Consider the following 18951-nt stretch of genomic DNA (forward strand, 5'->3'; position numbering starts at 1 on the left):
CATCGATGCCCGGCCCCGCGCCGGGCATTTCTATATCAGGAGAAAGGCCCAGGCCGAGACGCTGACGACGCCGATCGCCGTCGTCAGCGTGATCGTCGAGGAGGCGAGCGCCTGGCCGGTGTTGAAATGGTTGGCGATCAGCCAGGCATTGACGCCGGTCGGCACGGAGGCCGTCAGCACGAGCGCGGTGGTCCAGGTCTGATTGAGCCCGAGAAGCAGGCAGAGGCCGTAGACCACAGCCGGCATCACGACGAGCTTCAGCGTGCTGGTCGTTGCCGCAAGCCCCAGATTTCCCGAGATGCCGTATTTCTGCAGCGCCATGCCGATCGAAACCAGCGCGGCCGGCGCGGCGGTGGCGGCGAGCTGGTCGATGACGGCCATGGCGGGGCCGGGCACGGTCATGCCGGTCAGCCGCCAGAGCGCGCCCAGCGCCAGGCCGATCACCAGGGGATTGCGGATCAGGTTCAGGAACACGTCGCGCATGAGAGCAAGCGCCGGCCGGGGCGGCCGCTCTCCGATGCGCCGCTCCGCGCCTTCCATCATCAGCGTGCCGGCGATCATCATCACCGGAAGGTGCACGGACAGCAGGATCGAGATCGCGACGATGCCGTCGGGGCCGGTGATCATCGTGACGAGCGGCAGGCCGATGAAGACGGTGTTGGCGAAGCCGGCGGAAACGCCGGCGAGCACGCCGATGCGCGCGTCGCGGCCGAAAAGCCGGGTCGCCGCCAGATGGGCGAGCGTCCAGGCGACGGCGACGCCGGAAAAATAGGCGACCCAGAGCGTCCAGGGCGACCCCTCGCGCATGTCCGCCCCGGCAATGGTGCGGAAGAGCGTCACCGGCACCGCGACGCGGAAGACGAATTCGGCGAGCGCGTCGCCGACGCCGGGTTTCAGATAACGGAAGCGCACCAGCAGCCAGCCGGTCAGGATCAGCACGAAGATCGGCAATACGTTGAAGAAGACGGTCGACATCAGGCCCCTTGCCCCCGTTCGGCAGCACCCCCCGCATAGACTCCCTTGTACGGACATTTCAAGGAAAAGCCGCCCCGCCCGCCGGAACATTCGCCGGCGCGATGCGTTCGCCTCACGGATCCGCGCCCGCACGCGTCCGCTCTGGACGAGGATGCCCGGACCGGCGGGGGCGCGCGCGACAGCAACGCCTTCAATCCCCCCGGGATCGTCGGCAGGAGGATGGCATGCAGGACAATCGAGACCTTTATGCGCATCGCGACGACCATCCCCATCTCAAAGGCGACGACCTGGCCGCGAAGGTGGCGCGGGCGATCCGCTACACGGCGCTCATCGACACCAGCGACATCGTCGTCTCGGCGATCGGACGCATGGTCGTGATCGACGGCCATGTCGGCGGCGAGCAGGACATCGCCTGCGCCGGCGAGGCAGCGGCCTGCGTCATCGGCGTCGGCAGCGTGCTCAACCGGCTGACGGTCCGCAACCGCCCCTCCTGAGACTGCCGCTCCCGCGGCTGTCGCGTATCCCCGCCTCAACCTTTCCGAAACCCCGCCGGGCCATACTGGCGCCCGACAACGGAGCGCGAGGCGATGGCGGGAAAGAAACGGAAGACGCGCGGCGGGCGTCGCGCGGCGCCGCGCAAGGTGGCGAGGCGCAGCAGCGGCATGGCGGGCTGGATCGTCGTCGCGCTTCTCGGCCTCGGCGGATACGTCGCCTATCACGAGGGTGGTGCCGAGCGGGCGGCCGTCCTCGTCACCCGGCTCGATCTCTCCCGGCCGGCCGGGCTTGCCGCACCGTCGCCCGAGGACGACCGGTCGCGCGCGGCGCCGATGCCCGACACCGTCGCCTTTCCGACGGCCGCGATCCGGCCGGAAAAGGCGGTGCCCATGCCCGGCGACAGGCCCGCCGTCCCCTCCGATACCCCGATGCCCGGCGCCCTTCAGGGCATGCCCCTCCAAGCCTCCGTGCCGCCCGTCGCCCGGCAGGGCGCCGGCGACACCTGGTACTACTGCGCCCTGCGCAGGGATCACTGCGTCATCGACGGCGACACGTTCATCCTCGGCGGCGAGACGGTCCGCATCGCCGATATCGATGCGCCGGAAACGAAACAGGCGAAATGCGAGAGCGAGCGGATCCGCGGCAGTGCGGCGCGCGAGCGCCTGCGCGAGCTTCTCAATGCCGGTCCCGTGACGCTCCGGCCCCTTGCCGGGCGCGACGAGGACAAATACGGCCGCAAGCTGCGCATCGTGCTGCGCAACGACCGCTCGCTCGGCGAACAGCTCGTCGCGGAAGGGCTCGCGCGGCGCTGGACCGGCGCCCGCCAGCCCTGGTGCGGAGGCGTCGCCGATCGGCCGGCGGCGGCTCCCGCCGGCTGATCGGCGGATATCACGCGGCGCCGCGCGGCGCGCGTGCCATCCGCCTTGCATAGGCGATCGCCGAGAGCGTGTTGACATGATTGGCCCTGCCCGTGCCGGCAATGTCGAAGGCGGTGCCGTGGTCGACCGAGACGCGGTCGATCGGCAGGCCGAGGGAAACGTTGACCGCCGTCTCGAAGGCGACGAGCTTGATCGGGATATGGCCCTGGTCGTGATACTGCGCGATGACCAGATCGAAGGCCCCGCCATAGGCGCGGGCATAGACCGTATCGGCCGGGATCGGTCCGACGACGTCGATGCCGCGCGCGCGGGCAAGCGCCACCGCCGGGGCGAGGAAGCGTTCATCCTCGTCGCCGAACAGGCCGTTCTCTCCGCAATGGGGATTGATGCCGGCAACGGCGATGCGCGGCGTCTGCCCCAGCCTCAGGAAGTGGCGCTGCCCTGCCTCGATCGTCGCCAGCACCCGCTCCACCGTCGCCCGGTCGATGGCGGTGCGCAACGAAACATGGGTCGAGACATGCAGCGTGTTCAGCCGCTCCGAGGCGAGCAGCATGAACGAACTCTTCGAGCCCGTCAGATGGGCGAGCAGCCCGGTATGTCCGTCGAAATGGTGGCCGGCGCGGTTCATCGCCTCCTTGTTGATCGGCGCGGTGACGATGACGTCGGCTCTTCCCGTCATGGCGCGTTCGACGGCGCGGGTGATGTAGCGCACCGAGGCATCGCCCGAAACGGCGCTCACCGTGCCGATTGCGGGCAGGTCGCCGTCGATCGGCACCTCGTCGACGCGGATGAGGGCCGGGTCTCCCTCTTCGGCCGCGCCGAAGGCGAGACCTGCGCCGGTGATCGCGTTGGCGCGCTTAAGCGCCGCCCGGCTGCCGACGACGACGAAATCGCGCCGTTCCTCGACGGGCAGCGTCGCCAGCGCCTTGACGATCACCTCCGGCCCGACGCCCGAGGGATCGCCGAGCGTGATCGCGACCTGCGGGTTTCTCTGCATGACGGTCTCCTGGGCCTCAATAGGCGGCTTCGTAGATGGTGCGGATGTCGTTTCGCGACAGGTCGCGCGGATTGTTGTCGAGCAGCCGTCGGATGGCGAATGCGTCGTCGGCCATCCGGTCGAGATCGCTCTGCGGCACGCCGAGGCCGGACAGCGTCATCTCGATGCCGAGCGCGGCGCAGAAGCCATGGGCCGCCTTGAACACCGCCTCCGGTTCCGGGCGCGCCGAAAGGCCGAGCGCGGACAGCACGGCTCGCGTCTTCTCGACGACGGCCGGCGTGTTGAAGGCCAGCACATGCGGAAAGATCAGCGCATTCGCGGCACCATGGGCGACATGCCAGCGCGTGCCGAGCGGATAGGCGAGCGCATGCCCGCCCGCCGTGTTCACCGGGCCGAGGCAGATGCCGCCGTAGAAGGAGGCAAGCGACAGTCCGGCCCGCGCCTCCGCGTCGCTTCCGTCGGCCACGGCCCGGGCGAGATATCGCCCGACGAGGCGCACGCCCTCGATCGCATACATGTCGATCAGCGGATGGGCCCGGCGGTTGGTGTAGGCCTCGACGCAATGGGCCATGGCGTCGACCCCGGTCGCGGCCGTCGTCGACGGCGGCACGCTGATGGTGAGCGCCGGATCGATGATGGCGATGTCGGCCAGCATCAGCGGGCTCTCGACGGCAAGCTTCGCCTGCGTCGCCGGATCGGTGACCAGCGCGCGGATGCCGGCCTCGCTGCCAGTGCCGGCCGTGGTCGGCACCTGGGCCAGGCCCGTGCGGCGCGGCCCCTTGACGCGGTTGGGCCCGACGACCTCGGCGAGCGTCTGCTCCGTGCCGGTCAGCACGGCGGCGAGCTTGGCGAGGTCCATGGCGCTGCCGCCGCCGAAGCCGACGACAAGGTCGGGGCGTGCGGCCGCGGCGGCGGCGAGCACGGCGTCGAGATTGGCCGCGTCCGGTTCCGGCCGCACGCCGGAAAACACGGTGACGTCGCCGTCGAGGCCGAGGCAGTCGGCACGGCCCGCATTGAACGCGTCGGCGACGACTAAGGGGCGCCGATAGCCCATGGCCGAGGCCCAGGCGGAAAGCCGCGATGCCGACCCGGCGCCGAATTCGATCGTGCTCGGACGAAGAAGGGTGATCGGCGTGTCGAGGAGTGCCATCGCGGCTGCCTTTCCCGTTGCGGGGACGATATGATGTAAAGTTGTTATATGACGTGTCGGGTAAATTACAAGAAGAAGATCCGGAGATGGAACATGTGCCTTGAACGAGACCGGACTATCCCTCTAATATTCTGTTATCATTGAAGGAACACCAAGTCGCGGCGTCTTGGGAGCCGAGAGTGGCGACCCCGCCATGACGTCGCGAAAATTGTAAATTCGGTTGCCCTCCTGGGGCCGCTTGTCTCAATCGGGCGACGCGAGGCGGACATGCTTGATCGCGCGGCGATAATAGGTGTAGGCGATGTGAAGCGCCCCGTCCGGCCCTTCGACGATCGAGGGATAGGAATATTCGCGATTGCGGGCATCCTGCGAATTGTTGGTCAGGCAATAGCCGTCGCCGGTGTCGAGGTCGCGGTGGTGAAGGATCCGGCTGCTCGAGGGATCGAGGATCGTCAGGCGGAGCGGCGCCCGCGGCACGCCCCAGATCGCGGCACGGGCCGAGGCTGGCGCGGGTGTCGTATCGTCGTCGCCGTCGATCTCGTCGTAGAGCGACAGGCGGCGGTCGGACGACATGGCGGCGTTGACCGGATTGTGCACCATCGCGATCCGCCCGTCGCCGAGCCGGATCGCCTGGATCGAGGAATTGTTGTTCGGCAGCACCGTCGGCTCCGGCGCGCTCCAGGTCATGCCGTCGTCCGCCGAGACGCTGCGCAGCACCTGTTCGGCGAAGCGGTTGCGAAAGAAGGCGAGGGGGCGGCCGCCCGCGCCCGGCACGATGTTCATGTGCACCGCGCCGAGGCTGTCCGGCACGTCGTGAAGGGTGAAACGCGCGCCGTCATCGGTGGAGACGAGGACGCCGGCCGTGTCGATGTTGCCGGACCAGCGGCGCCCCGGCTCGCTGACGCAGCGGAACACCGGCAGAAGCCAGGTTCCGTCCGCCGCGAAGACCGGCGGCTGGCGCACGAAGGTTCCCGGACGGTCGGTAAGGGTCTCGACCGGACCGAAGCTCAGGCCGCCGTCCTCTGACACGCGCCTGCGGATGATCGCGCCGTCCTGATCGCCGGCGGTCTGCGCGGTGAAGACGAGCCAGACCGTTCCCCGGGGCGTGGTGAACAGCACCGGATTCTGCTCGGATCGCGCCGGATCGTCGCTGAGTCGCTCGGGGGCCGACCATGTGTCCGCGCCGGGGGCGAGCCGCGACATGTAAATCGAGATGTCGCTCATGCCTTCCATCGTGCCGGCGAACCAGACGCAGGCAAGCGTGCCGTCCGGCAGGACATGCAGGTTTGCGGCATGGTTCTGGACGCAAGGGGAGGGCAGGAACGCCTCGTGGCACCCGCCCGTCTGTGGATGGGCCGTCATCCGTCCCGTCATGCGCGCCGGAATCTCCGCCGGATCCAGTCCCGTGCTTGCCTCGGTCATCGTGCTTTTCCCCTGTCTCGCCGGTTCAGCCGAGGGCGGCATATTGCGCCGCGAGCGTCGCGCGCTCGTCCGCGCCGAGCGGCAGGAGCGGCGGCCGCGTCCGCGTCCAGCCGCCGTCGCCGGTCTTCAGGCCGATCATCGCCTTGATCGTCGGGATCTGAACATAGGAATTGGACAATGCCCGATAGGCCTGGATGCGCGCCTGGGCCGCCTCCACGTCGAAGGCCCGGGCAGGATCGCCCGCGTGGTCGAAGACGGTGCGCAGCGCCCCGCCGACGATGTTCGATGTCGCGGTGATGCAGCCGGCACCCCCGGCGCGCAGGAGCGGCAGCATCAGCGGGTCGGCGCCCGCAAGGACGGAAAAACCCGGAAAGCCGGCGACCAGTGCTTCCATGTTCTTGAAATCGCCCGAGGAGTCCTTGATGCCGACGACGGTGTCGGGAAAGGCGGCGATCAGCCGTGCGACGAGCGCCGGCGACAGCGCGATCCCCGAGACCTGCGGAATATGGTAGAGGACGATCTCGAGCCTGCTGTCGGCGATGCGCTCGATCACCTCCGCATAGGCGCGGAACAGCCCCTCGTCGGACACGCCCTTGTAGTAGAAGGGCGGCAGCATCACCACGCGGGTCACGCCGTTGGTGAGCGCATGACGCGTGAGGTCGACGGTCTCGGGAATGGCCGTGACGCCGGTGCCGGGCAGCAGGCGCTCCGGCGCGATGCCGGCGGCGAGCACGCCTTCGAGAAGGGCCCGCCGCTCCGCGCTCGAAAACGAGTTGGCCTCGCCGGTCGTGCCGAGCAGCGCGATGCCGTGGCAGCCCTCGTCGAGGAGTTGCCGGCAATGGGCGGTAAACAGCCCGAGATCGGGCGTCAGATCGGCATTGAGCGCGGTCGCTGCCGCGCAATAGACGCCGGCAATCCTGTGATCGGGCCTGTGATCGGGCCTGTGATCGTGCTTTTGATCGGGCATGAAGCGTTCTCCTCCGGATGCGCCGGGACGGTGACGGTGTCCGTATCCGCGCCACGAGCGGTGCGGCGACCGGAAACCGCGCCTAGGTTTTTTGACGGACGGGAGGATTTGTCAAGCTGTTAAATTCGAGAGAGGATTCGTGACCCTATCAAGATAATGAAATTAAAAGGAATTTACTCAGGATATGTTCGGATCGATGAAAAATCGCGAATTTATGTTGACATATTTACAATACTCGATCACAACTCGGTCGGCAACGATAGACCGGCGGCATGCCGGGACGGCGCGGAGGGGCGCCTGCGTTGCATTCAACCGGGAGGATCGGGATGTCTGAGACAAAGGCGGGCAATATCGCGCAGTGGTCGGGCCTTTCGCGCCGCGAGGCACTGAAGCTCGGGTTCGGCGCAGGCGTGGCGCTGACGGTGTTCGGGCTCGAAGCCCGCATCGTGCTGGCCGACGAGGGCCAGGTGCTGAAGGTCGCCAATCCGGCCTTCAACCAGGACTGGTCGCCCTTGCGCGGCGGTGGCGTGCCCTATCGCTGGAACTCGGCCTGGTGGGCCTCGCCGATGTATTTCGATGCCGAGGGCAAGATCCACCCCTATGTCTTCACCAGTTGGGAAGGCTCGGCCGACAACAGGACGTGGACCTTCAAGATCGACCCGAAGGCGGTCTTCTCCGACGGCAGCAAGATCACGGCCGAGGACGTGAAGGGCTCGTGGAACGTCGCGGCCATGCCGAACACCAAGAGCCAGCGCGCCGACCAGGTGCTGGGCAAGGTCGCCGGCTACGCCGACGTCGGCTCCGGCGCGGCCAAGGACATTGCCGGCATCGCCACGCCGGACGAGGCGACCGTCGTCGTCACCCTGTCGGAGCCCGATCCGATCTTCTTCATGCGGCTTGCCAACCACATCGCGCCGATCACCAAGGCGTCGCAGTCGCGCGGCGAGGACGGCGAGGAGGTCGCCGACTGGTACCTGCCCGACAATGGCGCGGTCTATTCCGGCCCGTTCAGGCTGACGAGCATCGATATCGACGCCGGTAAGCTGGTGTTCGAGCCGAACGAGAATTTCTTCGGGCCGAAGCCGAAGCTCGCGCGCATCGAGATCACCTCGATCGAGGACAATGTCACGGCGACCTCGTTGCTGAAATCCGGCGAGTTCAACGCCCATACGGAACTCGTCACCTCGACCATCGTCCAGGATCTCGGTGCCGAATTCGCCGCCGGCCCGCTGATCCCGACCAGCCAGCATTTCTGGTTCAACGCGGCCCGCGCGCCGATGGACGATCCGAAGGTGCGCCAGGCCCTGATCCTCGCCGTCGACCGCGACGGGCTGATGAAGGCCTCCTTCCCGGACGGTCCGCACAAGAAGGCCGACCAAGTGATCAATTCCGTCCCCGGCGCCGAGAATTCCGGCTTCGAGCCCTATCCCTACGACCCGGAGGCCGCGAAGACACTGCTCGCCGAATCGCGCTATGGCGGGCCGGAGCGGCTGCCGAAGCTGATGTTCGTCGGCATCTCCTCGCCGGCGAACGAGGCGGCGGCCCAATTCATCGCCGAGCAGTGGCGCCAGAATCTCGGCATCTCCGCCGTCGACATGAAGCCGCAGCAGGACGCCTATGCCGGGCCGGACCAGAACGCGGTGCAGATCTTCCGCGACGACGTCGGAACCCGCGTGCCCGATGCCGTCTCCTATCTCGCCGGCTCGATCGCCTCCACCTCGTCGAACGCGCAGAACAAGATGGGCGGTTACAAGAACGACAAGGTCGATGCGCTTCTGGCCGAGGCCGCGACCAAGGCCGCCGACGACCCTCAGCGCGTGGCGCTGGCGCAGGAAGCGCAAAAGCTCTTCCGCGAGGACTACGCCTTCATCCCTTGGTACGCTCAGGCCATGTCGCGCTGGGCGAGCGCCAACGTCAAGGGCATGGAGAAGAACCTCGACTGGCAGGTCGTCGCCCCCTGGGACATCGCGATCGGCTGACGCTACCGGCCGGGCACGCGCCCGGCCGTTCCTGAACGCGCAGCGGATCGCGCGCCGTCCTGGATGCGCGGCGCTCGCAAGGGGACGGGCGATGCGGCGCCGCCCGTCCCCGCAGCCCTCGCGTCGCTGCCGCAAGTGATCTTTGGAGACCGGTGGGCGGCGCGCGCGAATGCAGGCTCCACGGGACAAGCGGACGGATGCCCATGCTGCGTTATGTCGCCACGCGCTTCGTGGTCTGGATCCCCTCGGTGCTTTTGGTGATGCTCGGCGTCTACGCGCTCGCCTATTACGGCGCCGGCGACCCGATCAAGCTGATCTTCCTGCGCGCGCCCGGCGACGTCGCCTACAATCCCGAGCGCATCGAGGCGATCCGCGACAGCGCCGGGCTCAACCGGCCCTTTCTCGTCCAGTTCGCCTCCTATATCTGGAACCTCGTTCACGGCAATTTCGGCAATTCGCTGTCTTCCGGCCGTTCGGTCTGGGCGATGGTCAAGGCGGCGGCGCCCGTCTCCTTCAAGCTGGCGCTCTGCTCCGTGCTGCTGACCGCGCTCGTCGCCATCCCGCTCGGGCTGATCGCGGCGCTTAACCAGAACCGCCGGCTCGACTACGTGATCCTCGGCTCGGCGCTGTTCCTCTGGGCGATCCCGGCCTATGTCGCCGGGCCGCTCCTGATGGTGCTGCTGATCGTTTTGCTGCCGGGGTCGAACGTGCCGTATGGCTGGGGCGGCGTCTTCGACATGCGCATCCTGCTGCCGCTCGTCGTGCTCTCCTTCCAGCCGGTCGCGCTGATCGTGCGCCAGACGCGCGCCGCCGTCATCGAGGTGCTCTCGGAGGATTTCGTCCGCACGGCCCGCGCCAAGGGCGTGCCGGAGACGATGGTGGCGCTGCGCCATATCCTGCGGCCGGTGCTCACCCCCGTCGTCACCCAGCTCGGCCTGATCATGATCACCATCGTCAACGGCGCGATCTTCGTCGAGCTCGTCTTCGGCCTGCCCGGCCTCGGGCGGCTGACGGTGCAGGCGCTGATCAACAACGACTATCCGGTGATCCTGGCGATCACGCTGATCGGCTCCTTTCTGGTGATGGCGTCGAACCTTCTGGTCGACGTCCTCTATCCGCTGCTCGATCCGCGCGCCAACGATACGAGAAGGAGCCGGTAGGCCATGGCCCTCATTCCCTCTGCTCCCGCCGTCATCGACGACGAACCGCCCGTCAGCCTCTGGCGCGACGCCTGGTACCGGCTGAGGCGCAATCGCCTCGCGGTCTTCGGCCTTTCCATCGTGGCGCTCCTGCTGTTCACCGCGATCTTCGGCCCGGCGCTGACGCCCTACGACTTCCTCGGCCAGAACCTCGACCTGCGCAATGCGGCGCCCTCGCTCGCCCATCCCTTCGGCACCGACGATCTCGGCCGCGACGTCTTCAGCCGGGTGGTCTACGGCACGCGCACCGCCTTCCTCGTCGCCGTCGTCGTCACCGCGATCGCGGTTGTCATCGGCGTGGCGCTCGGTGCCGCCGCCGGCTTCTTCGGCGGCATGCTCGACCGCACCGTCATGTGGCTGACCGACATGACCATGTCGATCCCGAACCTGCTGCTCGTCGTCGTCATCAACGCCTCGCTGAAGACGCCGATCGCCGCATGGATGGAAAGCCGCTATCTCGAAACCCTCAACCCCTTCTACCGCGAGACGGTTTGGATCGATTTCCTGCTCGTCTTCGGCTCGATGGCGCTGATCTCCTGGCCGCCCTATGCGCGGCTGGTGCGGGCACAGGTCCTGTCGATCCGGGCGCGGCCCTACATCACCGCGGCCCGCGCGCTCGGCCTCTCGAACCGCATCGTGCTGCTGCGCTATGTCGTGCCGAATGCGCTCGGGCCGCTGATCGTCGCCGTCAGCGCCGGCCTCGGCACCGCCATGGTGCTCGAAAGCGCCTTCAGCTTCCTCGGCGTCGGCGTCAATCCGCCGACGCCGAGCTGGGGCAACATGATCTCGGATGGCTTGCGCGTCTGGCAGCATTATCCGCACCTGCTCGCCGCCCCCGCCGCAGTCCTCGGCCTCGCCTCTGTCGCCTTCAGCTTTCTCGGCGACGGGCTCAACGACGCGCTGAACCCGAGAGGGGCGAAGTGATGACGATCCATGCGACACCGGCCGGGCGCCTTCTCGACGTCAGGGACCTCACGATCGAGATCGACACGCGCCGCGGCCCCGCCGTGATCGTCGACGGCATCGACCTCCATGTCGACCGCGGCGAGACGCTCGGCATCGTCGGCGAATCGGGCTGCGGCAAGAGCCTGACCATGCTGAGCCTGATGCGGCTCCTGCCGAACAGGATCAAGGTGGCGAAGGGCAGCGCCCGCTTCGCCGGCCGCGACCTGCAGACCATGTCGAACGCGGAGCTGCGGAAGGTTCGCGGCGGCGATGTCGGCTTCGTCTTCCAGGATCCGATGACCTCGCTCAACCCGGTGATGAGGATCGGCGCGCAGCTTGCCGAGCCGCTGCGCTATCACCGCGGCCTGTCGAAACAGGAGGCGCGCAAACGCGCCGGCGAACTCCTGCGCCTCGTCGGCATTCCCGGTGCCGAGGAGCGGCTCGACGCCTATCCGCACGAGCTCTCCGGCGGCATGCGCCAGCGGGTGATGATTGCGATCGGGCTTGCCTGCGATCCGCAACTCCTGATCGCCGACGAGCCGACCACGGCGCTCGACGTCACCATCCAGGCGCAGATCGTCGAACTGGTGAAATCCTTGCGCGACAGGCTCGGCATGTCGGTGGTCTGGATTACCCATGACCTCGCGCTGATCGCCGGCCTCGCCGACCGGGTCAACGTGCTCTACGCCGGAACCGTGGTGGAAGACGCGCCGGTCGACGCGCTGTTTTCCGCGCCCGCCCATCCTTACACGCGCGGCCTGCTCGCCTCGATCCCGAAACTGTCCGACAGCCGCGTCGATCGGCTCGCCTCGATCGGCGGCACGCCGCCGGAACCGGGGCGCCGGCCGCAGGGCTGTCCCTTCGCGCCGCGCTGCCCGCTTGCCGAGCCGGTCTGCCACGAGCGGGTGCCGCGGCTCGAACCCTTAGCCGGCGCCCATCGCGTCGCCTGTTTCGTCGCGCACCGGCAGAAGGAAGCCGCATGATGGACGCCGGGCCGCTGCTGCGCATCGAGAACCTCGTCAAGCATTTCCATGTCCGCCTCGGCGCCTTCGGCGAGCGGCTCGCGACGGTGCACGCCCTCGACGACGTCAACTTCGACATCATCGAGGGTGAGACCCTGAGCCTCGTCGGCGAGAGCGGCTGCGGCAAGTCGACCACCGGCTTCACGCTGCTCAACCTGCACCGGGCGACCTCCGGCAAGGTGATCTACCAGGGCAGGGACATCGCCGGTCTCGACGACCGCGCCATGCGGCCCTACCGCCGCCAGTTGCAGATCGTTTTCCAGGATCCCTATTCGACGCTCAATCCGCGCATGACGGTCGGCGAGGCGATCGCCGAACCCATCCTGTTCCACGCGCTGGCGACGAAGCGCGACGTCCGGGAGAAGGCGGCGGCGCTGCTCGGCGATGTCGGCCTGCCGCCGCGCTTTGCCGCGCGCTATCCGCACGAGCTTTCCGGCGGCCAGCGCCAGCGTGTCGCGATTGCAAGGGCGCTGGCCTGCCAGCCGAAATTCATCGTCTGCGACGAGGCGATCTCGGCGCTCGACGTCTCCGTGCAGGCCCAGATCATCAATCTCCTCATCGATCTTCAGGCGAAATACGGCCTTACCTATCTCTTCATCGCCCATGACCTCGCCGTGGTGCGCCACATCAGCGACCGCGTCGGCGTGATGTATCTCGGCCGCCTCGCCGAACTCGCCCCGCGCGAACAGCTGTTCGAGGCGCCGCTCCATCCCTATACCAAGGCGCTGCTCTCCGCCGTGCCGGAGGCCGATCCGGCCCATGAACGCCAGCGCCGGCGCCAGGTGCTTCGGGGCGACGTGCCGAGCCCGCTGTCGCCGCCGTCCGGCTGCCGCTTCCACACGCGCTGCCCGCTCGCCATGGAGGTCTGCCGCACCGTCGTGCCGGAGTGGCGCGCGGCCCGTCCCGGCCATCACGTCGCCTGCCACGCCGTCACGGACGGGACCGCATGAGCCTCGCCGTCGCCATCGTCGCCGACGACCTGACCGGCGCGCTCGATACGGCGACGCCCTTTGCCGATGCCGGTCTTTCGGTGGCCGTCGCGATCGGGCCGCAGGCCCTGGGCGAAGCGATGGCGCGGCGGCCGGACGTCGTCGCGGTCAATACCGCCTCGCGCGCCCTTTCCCCGGAGGCGGCCGCACGCTGCGTCGCCGCGGTGGCAGAGACGTTGCGGGCGGCGGCGCCGGCGCTCCTGATGAAGAAGATCGATTCGCGGCTCAAGGGCAATGTCGCGTCGGAAAGCGTCGCCCTGGCAACCGCCTTCGACTGCGGCCGCATCCTCGTCGCCCCGGCCGTCCCCGACCAGTGCCGCGCGACGCGGGGCGGCGCGGTGATCGGCCACGGCGTGCCGTCGCCCTTGCCGATCGCGCCGCTCTTTGCAGGCTATGGTGGTAAGCTTCACGTTGCCGACGCCGGCAGCGATGCCGATCTCGATGCGCTCGTCGCCGCGACAGACTGGGCCGGCACGCTGGCGGTCGGCGCGCGCGGTCTCGGCTGCGCGCTCGCCCGCCGTGTCGCGGCGGGGCGGACGCCGGGCCCGCGACGGCTGTTCCGTCCGTCCGCCGCGACGCTCTTCGCCTTCGGATCGCGCGATCCGATCACCGCGCGGCAGATCGACCGGTTGCTGGAGGTCCGGGGTTCGGTGACCCTCGTCGATGCGGTAAACGGCCATCTCGGCGCGGCCCTGCCTGAAGCTCTGCCCGCCATCCTGCGCTGCACCGGGGCGCTGGACGAACCGGCCGGACGCGTCGCCTCGCGCTTTGCCATCGGCGTGGCGCGGATGGCGCGGCTGACGGCGCCGGACATGCTGATGATGGGCGGCGGCGATACAGCGCTCGCCATTCTCGACGAGATCGGCGCCCGTGTTCTGGTCCCGGAGGGCGAGGTCGCCCCGGGCATGCCCTGGTTCACGCTGTCGGACGCGAAGGGCCGGAGATTTGCCTGCGGGGTCAAGTCGGGGGGCTTCGGCCACGCCGATTCTCTGCTACATCTCGTGGCGGAAGAGGCGGGCCTGCCGGAGCCCGCACGCATGCGGAGAGACGACCATGGATGACGCCGCCGGTGACACGGGCGCCGATCGCGGCGAGGCCAGGCGCAAGGCAGCGGCGCGGCCGCCGGCGGAGGGGCACGAAAAGCCGCGCCCCGCCAAGCTCGTCGACCGTGTGTTCGACCAGTTGATCGAGCGGATCCGTTCCGGCAACTATGCGCCGGATTCGCGCCTGCCGGGGGAGCACGAGCTCGCCGCCATGCTCGGCGTCTCGCGGCCGGTCGTGCGCGATGCGCTGGCCCGCCTGCGCGACCAGGGCCTCGTCTATGCGCGTCAGGGTGCGGGAACCTTCGTCGCCGCCGCCGCGACGCCTGCCTCCCACCTCGCCTATTCGCCGGTGAAGACCATCGCGGACATCCAGCGCTGCTACGAGTTCCGCCTGACGATCGAGCCGGCCGCGGCTTTTTTCGCCGCAACGCGGCGCGACGAGGCGGCGTTACAGAAGATCGCGGCCGCGCTGGCCGACCTGCGCGAGGCGACCAGCCATCAGCTGCACCGCACCGACGCCGACTTCGTCTTTCACCGGGCGGTCACCGAGGCGGCCAACAACCATTACTACACCGCCTCGATCGAGGCGCTGAAGCCGCACATCGCCGTCGGCATGCATCTGCACGGCCTGTCGCTGATGGGCCCGCGCCAGATGCTGGAAAGCGTCTACGAGGAACACGCCGCCATCCACCGCGCCATCGCCGAGGGCCGGCCGGACCTTGCCCGCGACCGCATGCGCCAGCATCTCGAAGGCTCCCGCGACCGTCTCTTCGAGGGCCGGGTGCTCGATCTTTCCTTCTGAGGCGCATGGAGAGGCATCGAAAGGCAGGATGGACAGGCCCGGAGAACGCCCTGACGCGTGCGTCCGTCCCGCCGTGCCGTGTGACGATGCGTCCGGATCGCGCGAGGTTTCAGCGGAGGGTTTCAACCTCATGACAGAGGAGATGCCCCTGCGTGCGGGCATCCACTCCGGGCGTCGAGGCCGATGTGTTCGTCTGCCCTTATGTGCGATCGTCGTCGGGGTTGCCCTGTCATCACCGGCCCTTTGATGCGCCCTTCATCCGAGGAGACGCAGGGATCGCCCGGATGCCCGGACCAGACGCGCGAAAACCATCTGGAAATCACCACACCAATACCCGCCGGCCGGCCAGGAACCCGGCAAGGACGACCACGGCGATGCCGATCGCATACCATGTGACCACGAACAGCGGGCTGTCGTCCGGGCAGTGCCAGGCGTAGACCGCGGCGGCGATGGTGCCGGCGGCAAGGCCCGCGGCGGCGCCCGCGCTGCCGGGATCTTCCGGCGCGCCGTGGCGCAGGGCGGCGAGCAATGCGACCAGCGGCGCGAGGGCCAGAACCGGGACGAAGACGACGCAGAAGGCCGCGTGCAGGCCGAGCCAGCGCGCCTTCCATTCCGCGGCCGGAACGGCGATCATCTCGAGGATCACCGCGAGGGCCAGAACGGCGGCTGGGACCGCCAGCATGGCAAGATCCCTGCCGGGCGTGGTTCCGGGACGGCCGATGCGGATGGCGAGGCGGGCGGACAGAACCGCCAGAAGCAGGGTCGCGCCGATCTTGACCATGACGCGCGCCGTCTCGAAGACGGTGACGAGATCGTGACGCAGGCCCACGGTAACCACCAGGAGCATGACGGAGACCGCGGCGCCGGCGACGAGGGCGACCATCATCACCCGGCCGAACCGCAGACGCACGGGCGCGTCCTGCGCAAGCATCCTGATCAGTTCATCCGTCTTCACGCATCTCACTCCGGTAGAGGGTGGCAAGGGATTTCAGCGCCCGGTGCAGGGCGACGCGGACGGCGCCCTCGCTCATGTTCAGCCGCGCCGCCGTCTCGCCGATGCCGGCGCCGGCGATCGAGATCGAGCGCACGATGTCGCGCTGGGGATCCTTCAGCCGGTCGATCAGCCGCTCCGCATCGGCACGGTCGAGAAAGTCGTCGGTGCCGCGGTCGGCGGAAAGCGTCTCCATCACGTCCTCGATCGGTACCGTCGTCGCCCGGCCGCGGCGGCGCAGGCTGTCGATCAGCTTGTTGCGCACGATCGTGGAAAGCCATGGTCCGATCGGCCGCGCGCTGTCCCAGGTCCCGCGCTTCAGATGCACGGCGAGCAGCACCTCCTGTACGATATCCTCCGCCTCGCTTGCCGGCGCGCCCAGAGCGGCGCATCGGCGGCGCGCCATTGCCCGCAGGGGCGGCGTCACCGCCTCCAGAAAACGATGATAGGCCCGGACGTCGCCCGCCATCGCGGCGCGCATCCAGACGGCCCAGTCCCGTTCGCGAAGCCTCGCATCGTCGTGCATTCACCCGTCCTACGCAGCGGCGCATCGCTTTGTTACCACCGGGATGCGATTTTACAATCGCCGGAGCGGCGTCGAAAAAAATTGGCCGCGCCTGTAACAGCCAGCCGCGCCGCCGCGTAGTCGAAGGTGCAGGCCGAGAACGGTCTGCCGCCAAAGGAGATCACCCCATGAAGACCACCATTGCCACGCTGGCGCTTGCCGGCGCGCTCGCCTCTGCGCTCACCACCCTTGCGACGACCGCGTCGGCCGAGGAGGGCAAGGAGAAGTGCTACGGCATCGCGCTGAAGGGCCAGAACGACTGCGCTGCCGGCAAGCACGACTGCGCCGGCAAGCAGGAGACGGATTTCGACAGGGGTTCGTTCAAGCTCGTGCCGACGGGCACCTGCATGACGATGAAATCCCCCGACGGCGGCACGGGCTCGCTGATGCCGGCCTGAGCCGCATCCACCCATCGCCCCTATCAAGGAGACACCAGGATGAACACGCTTTCTGCCGCACTTGCCGCCTCACTCGCCACGGCGCTGACGCTCGCCGCCTCCGCCGCCCCGACCCGCGCGGCCGAGGAGGGCAAGGAGAAATGCTACGGCATCGCGCTGAAGGGTCAGAACGATTGTGCCGCAGGCCCCGGCACCACCTGCGCCGGCACGTCGAAGGTCGATTACCAGAAGAATGCCTGGAAGCTGGTCCCCGCCGGCACCTGCGAGGCCATGGCGACACCGGACGGCCATGGCTCGCTGATGCAGGGTACGGCGCCGGCCTGACCCGCCACTGCCGACATGATGGCACGCGGCGCAATCCTTCCGCGCCGCGATGCCGCCCCGCCCTCCGGAGATCGTCCCCATGACCCTGTCGCGCCTTCCTGCAACCGCCGGCGCCGGTTTCAAGCCCGAACATTTCGACGCGATCCTCGCAGGGCCCCAACCGGTCGGTTTCTTCGAGATCCACGCGGAAAACTACATGGGCGCCGGCGGACCTCCCCATGCGCGCCTCGAGCGGCTGCGGGAGGACTATGCCCTGTCGATCCACGGCGTCGGCCTGTCGATCGGTGCGATGCAGCCCCTCGACCGCGATCATCTTGGCCGGCTGAAGCGGCTCTGCGAGCGCTACCAGCCGGAGAGCTTTTCCGAGCATCTTGCCTGGTCGAGCCATGACGGCCTCTTCCTCAACGACCTGCTGCCGCTGCCCTACACGCCGGCGACCCTTGCCCGCGTCGCCGATCACGTCGATGCGGTGCAGGAGGCGCTCGGCTGCCGCATGCTCCTCGAGAATCCCGCCACCTATCTTCTCTTCGAGGACAGCACGATCGAGGAAACCGCGTTCCTCGCGGAGATCGCACGGCGCACCGGCTGCGGCCTGCTTCTCGATCTCAACAATGTCTTCGTCGCCGCCACCAACCACAACATCGACCCTGAGGCCTATCTCGCCCGCTTTCCGGTGGCCCGGGTCGGCGAGGTCCATCTGAGCGGACATTCGCAGACCAGCGACGAACACGGCGCGCCGCTGCTGATCGACAGCCACGATACACCGGTCAAGGATCCGGTTTGGCGCCTCTACGAGACGCTGATCGGACGCACCGGTCCGCTGGCGACGCTGATCGAATGGGACAACGACGTGCCGGACTGGCCGGTGCTGGCTGCGGAAGCCGCCGCCGCCGGGGCGGTTCTCGCCCGTGCGGCGGCGAAGACGGCAGCCTGAGGCGGGATCATGTCGACCTCATTCCAGACCGCCTTCGTCGCTGCGCTGCGGGATCCGGCCCTGCCGCCTCCCGCCGGGCTTGCCGCCTGGAACGGCGCCCGTCCCGACCGGCGCTTCCGGGTCTATCGCGACAATACCGCGATCGGCCTCGCCGGCGCACTGGCCTCGCGTTTTCCGGCAACGGAGCGCATCGTCGGTACCGACTTCTTCGCGGCACTCGCCGCGGCCTATGTGTCGCGCCATCCGCCGCGCTCGCCGCTGCTGCTCGCCTATGGTGACGATTTCGGCGATTTCATCGCAGGCTTTTCCCCCGCGGCGGACCTGCCCTATCTCGCCGATGTGGCCCGGCTCGAGGCGGCACGCGGCCGGGCGTACCATGCGGAGGATGCGGCGCCGCTGCGGCCCGCGGCCCTTGCCGGCGTCGCGGCCGAGCGGATCGGTGCGCTGGTCTTCGTGCCGCATCCGTCGCTCTCCGTCCTGCCCTCGCCCTATCCGGTCGTCACGATCTGGGCGATGAACGGCGGCGACCGCGCGCCTGCCCCGGTCGATTTCCGGCAGAGCGAGGACGCGCTGGTCGTGCGTCCGGACATGCAGGTCGAGGTCCGCCGCCTGCCACCCGGCGGTCGCGCCTTCCTCGCTGCCCTTGCCGGGGGGCGTACCCTCGCCGACGCGGCCGAGGCGGGCCTTGACGTCTGTGCCGGCTTCGATCTGGCGGCCAATCTCGCCGGCCTCCTGCAAGCCGGCGCCTTTACCGCATTTAGAGCATTTCCAGCCGAAGCGTGATCGCTTCGGCGTCGGACAATGCTGTAAAAACAAGAGCATAGAGCGTTGAAGGTGATCACAAGATAACCAGAAATGCTCTAGATAATTGGGAGA

General features: G+C 68.5%; 20 protein-coding genes. 13 read left to right on the top strand and 7 right to left on the bottom strand.

Translation table 11 applies throughout. From position 1 onward, the window contains the following. Positions 1–30: 30 nt before the first annotated feature. Positions 31–975, bottom strand: a complete 945-nt coding sequence (locus ACEVQ6_RS16415) for an AEC family transporter (protein ID WP_374890105.1) — start codon at positions 973–975, stop codon at positions 31–33. A gap of 224 nt (positions 976–1199) precedes the next feature. On the opposite strand from ACEVQ6_RS16415, the gene ACEVQ6_RS16420 reads away from it, so the two are divergent. Both ACEVQ6_RS16420 and ACEVQ6_RS16425 read left to right on the top strand, forming a co-directional pair. After that, a complete protein-coding gene (locus tag ACEVQ6_RS16420) occupies positions 1200–1469 on the top strand; it encodes a BON domain-containing protein (RefSeq protein WP_374890106.1) in 270 nt (89 codons plus the stop codon). 93 nt (positions 1470–1562) lie between these two features. Further along, on the top strand, positions 1563–2348 hold the full coding sequence (locus ACEVQ6_RS16425; protein ID WP_374890107.1) for a thermonuclease family protein: 786 nt from the start codon (positions 1563–1565) through the stop codon (positions 2346–2348). A gap of 10 nt (positions 2349–2358) precedes the next feature. On the opposite strand, the gene pdxA is transcribed toward ACEVQ6_RS16425, so the two are convergent. The 4 genes from pdxA to ACEVQ6_RS16445 all read right to left on the bottom strand — a co-directional run bounded on the left by pdxA (position 2359) and on the right by ACEVQ6_RS16445 (position 6884). Continuing rightward, complete coding sequence (pdxA, locus tag ACEVQ6_RS16430) at positions 2359–3345, bottom strand: 4-hydroxythreonine-4-phosphate dehydrogenase PdxA (RefSeq protein ID WP_374890108.1); 987 nt, start codon at positions 3343–3345, stop codon at positions 2359–2361. Positions 3346–3361: 16 nt separating this feature from the next. Beyond that, positions 3362–4495: an iron-containing alcohol dehydrogenase gene (locus ACEVQ6_RS16435; protein WP_374890109.1), complete on the bottom strand. Its 1134-nt coding sequence runs from the start codon at positions 4493–4495 to the stop codon at positions 3362–3364. Between the two features lie 243 nt (positions 4496–4738). Then, positions 4739–5917: a sialidase family protein gene (locus ACEVQ6_RS16440; RefSeq protein WP_374890110.1), complete on the bottom strand. Its 1179-nt coding sequence runs from the start codon at positions 5915–5917 to the stop codon at positions 4739–4741. Between the two features lie 25 nt (positions 5918–5942). Continuing rightward, positions 5943–6884, bottom strand: coding sequence for a dihydrodipicolinate synthase family protein (locus tag ACEVQ6_RS16445; protein ID WP_374890111.1), 942 nt, complete (start codon positions 6882–6884; stop codon positions 5943–5945). A 326-nt stretch (positions 6885–7210) separates the two neighbouring features. Here ACEVQ6_RS16445 and ACEVQ6_RS16450 point away from each other — a divergent pair, with 326 nt between their 5' ends. From ACEVQ6_RS16450 to ACEVQ6_RS16480, 7 genes are all read left to right on the top strand, one after another. Continuing rightward, the gene (locus ACEVQ6_RS16450) at positions 7211–8863 is read left to right on the top strand and encodes an ABC transporter substrate-binding protein (protein WP_374890112.1); all 1653 of its coding nucleotides are present in this window, start codon (positions 7211–7213) and stop codon (positions 8861–8863) included. Between the two features lie 203 nt (positions 8864–9066). Further along, complete coding sequence (locus tag ACEVQ6_RS16455; RefSeq protein ID WP_374890171.1) at positions 9067–10023, top strand: ABC transporter permease; 957 nt, start codon at positions 9067–9069, stop codon at positions 10021–10023. A 3-nt stretch (positions 10024–10026) separates the two neighbouring features. Beyond that, on the top strand, positions 10027–10986 hold the full coding sequence (locus ACEVQ6_RS16460) for an ABC transporter permease (protein WP_374890113.1): 960 nt from the start codon (positions 10027–10029) through the stop codon (positions 10984–10986). Continuing rightward, positions 10986–11990, top strand: a complete 1005-nt coding sequence (locus tag ACEVQ6_RS16465) for an ABC transporter ATP-binding protein (protein WP_374890114.1) — start codon at positions 10986–10988, stop codon at positions 11988–11990. Before ACEVQ6_RS16460 ends, ACEVQ6_RS16465 begins: the two co-directional genes overlap by 1 nt. Further along, complete coding sequence (locus ACEVQ6_RS16470; RefSeq protein ID WP_374890172.1) at positions 11990–12979, top strand: ABC transporter ATP-binding protein; 990 nt, start codon at positions 11990–11992, stop codon at positions 12977–12979. Before ACEVQ6_RS16465 ends, ACEVQ6_RS16470 begins: the two co-directional genes overlap by 1 nt. Further along, positions 12976–14079, top strand: coding sequence for a four-carbon acid sugar kinase family protein (locus ACEVQ6_RS16475; protein ID WP_374890115.1), 1104 nt, complete (start codon positions 12976–12978; stop codon positions 14077–14079). The genes ACEVQ6_RS16470 and ACEVQ6_RS16475 overlap by 4 nt, the downstream gene beginning before the upstream one ends. Beyond that, the gene (locus ACEVQ6_RS16480) at positions 14072–14863 is read left to right on the top strand and encodes a FadR/GntR family transcriptional regulator (RefSeq protein ID WP_374890116.1); all 792 of its coding nucleotides are present in this window, start codon (positions 14072–14074) and stop codon (positions 14861–14863) included. Before ACEVQ6_RS16475 ends, ACEVQ6_RS16480 begins: the two co-directional genes overlap by 8 nt. Before the next feature lie 319 nt (positions 14864–15182). Here the strand turns inward: ACEVQ6_RS16480 and ACEVQ6_RS16485 are convergent, their stop codons facing one another. Together ACEVQ6_RS16485 and ACEVQ6_RS16490 are read right to left on the bottom strand one after the other, a co-directional pair. Then, entirely contained in the window at positions 15183–15818 is a 636-nt protein-coding gene (locus ACEVQ6_RS16485; protein ID WP_374890117.1) for an NrsF family protein, read from the bottom strand. Beyond that, the gene (locus tag ACEVQ6_RS16490) at positions 15805–16380 is read right to left on the bottom strand and encodes a sigma-70 family RNA polymerase sigma factor (RefSeq protein WP_374890118.1); all 576 of its coding nucleotides are present in this window, start codon (positions 16378–16380) and stop codon (positions 15805–15807) included. Before ACEVQ6_RS16490 ends, ACEVQ6_RS16485 begins: the two co-directional genes overlap by 14 nt. 167 nt (positions 16381–16547) lie before the next feature. Between ACEVQ6_RS16490 and ACEVQ6_RS16495 the strand changes: the two genes are divergently transcribed. The 4 genes from ACEVQ6_RS16495 (at position 16548) to ACEVQ6_RS16510 (ending at position 18858) form a co-directional block, all read left to right on the top strand. Then, positions 16548–16817 (top strand): BufA1 family periplasmic bufferin-type metallophore, encoded by a 270-nt coding sequence (locus ACEVQ6_RS16495; protein ID WP_374890119.1) that lies wholly within the window; start codon positions 16548–16550, stop codon positions 16815–16817. A 39-nt stretch (positions 16818–16856) separates the two neighbouring features. Continuing rightward, entirely contained in the window at positions 16857–17141 is a 285-nt protein-coding gene (locus ACEVQ6_RS16500; RefSeq protein WP_374890120.1) for a BufA1 family periplasmic bufferin-type metallophore, read from the top strand. Positions 17142–17220: 79 nt separating this feature from the next. Next, positions 17221–18075: an MNIO family bufferin maturase gene (bufB, locus tag ACEVQ6_RS16505; protein ID WP_374890121.1), complete on the top strand. Its 855-nt coding sequence runs from the start codon at positions 17221–17223 to the stop codon at positions 18073–18075. 9 nt (positions 18076–18084) lie between these two features. Then, positions 18085–18858: an HvfC/BufC N-terminal domain-containing protein gene (locus ACEVQ6_RS16510; protein ID WP_374890122.1), complete on the top strand. Its 774-nt coding sequence runs from the start codon at positions 18085–18087 to the stop codon at positions 18856–18858. Positions 18859–18951: the final 93 nt, after the last annotated feature.

Origin of the sequence: Ensifer soli (assembly GCF_041928815.1) — a bacterium.
GTDB lineage: Bacteria > Pseudomonadota > Alphaproteobacteria > Rhizobiales > Rhizobiaceae > JBHFEI01.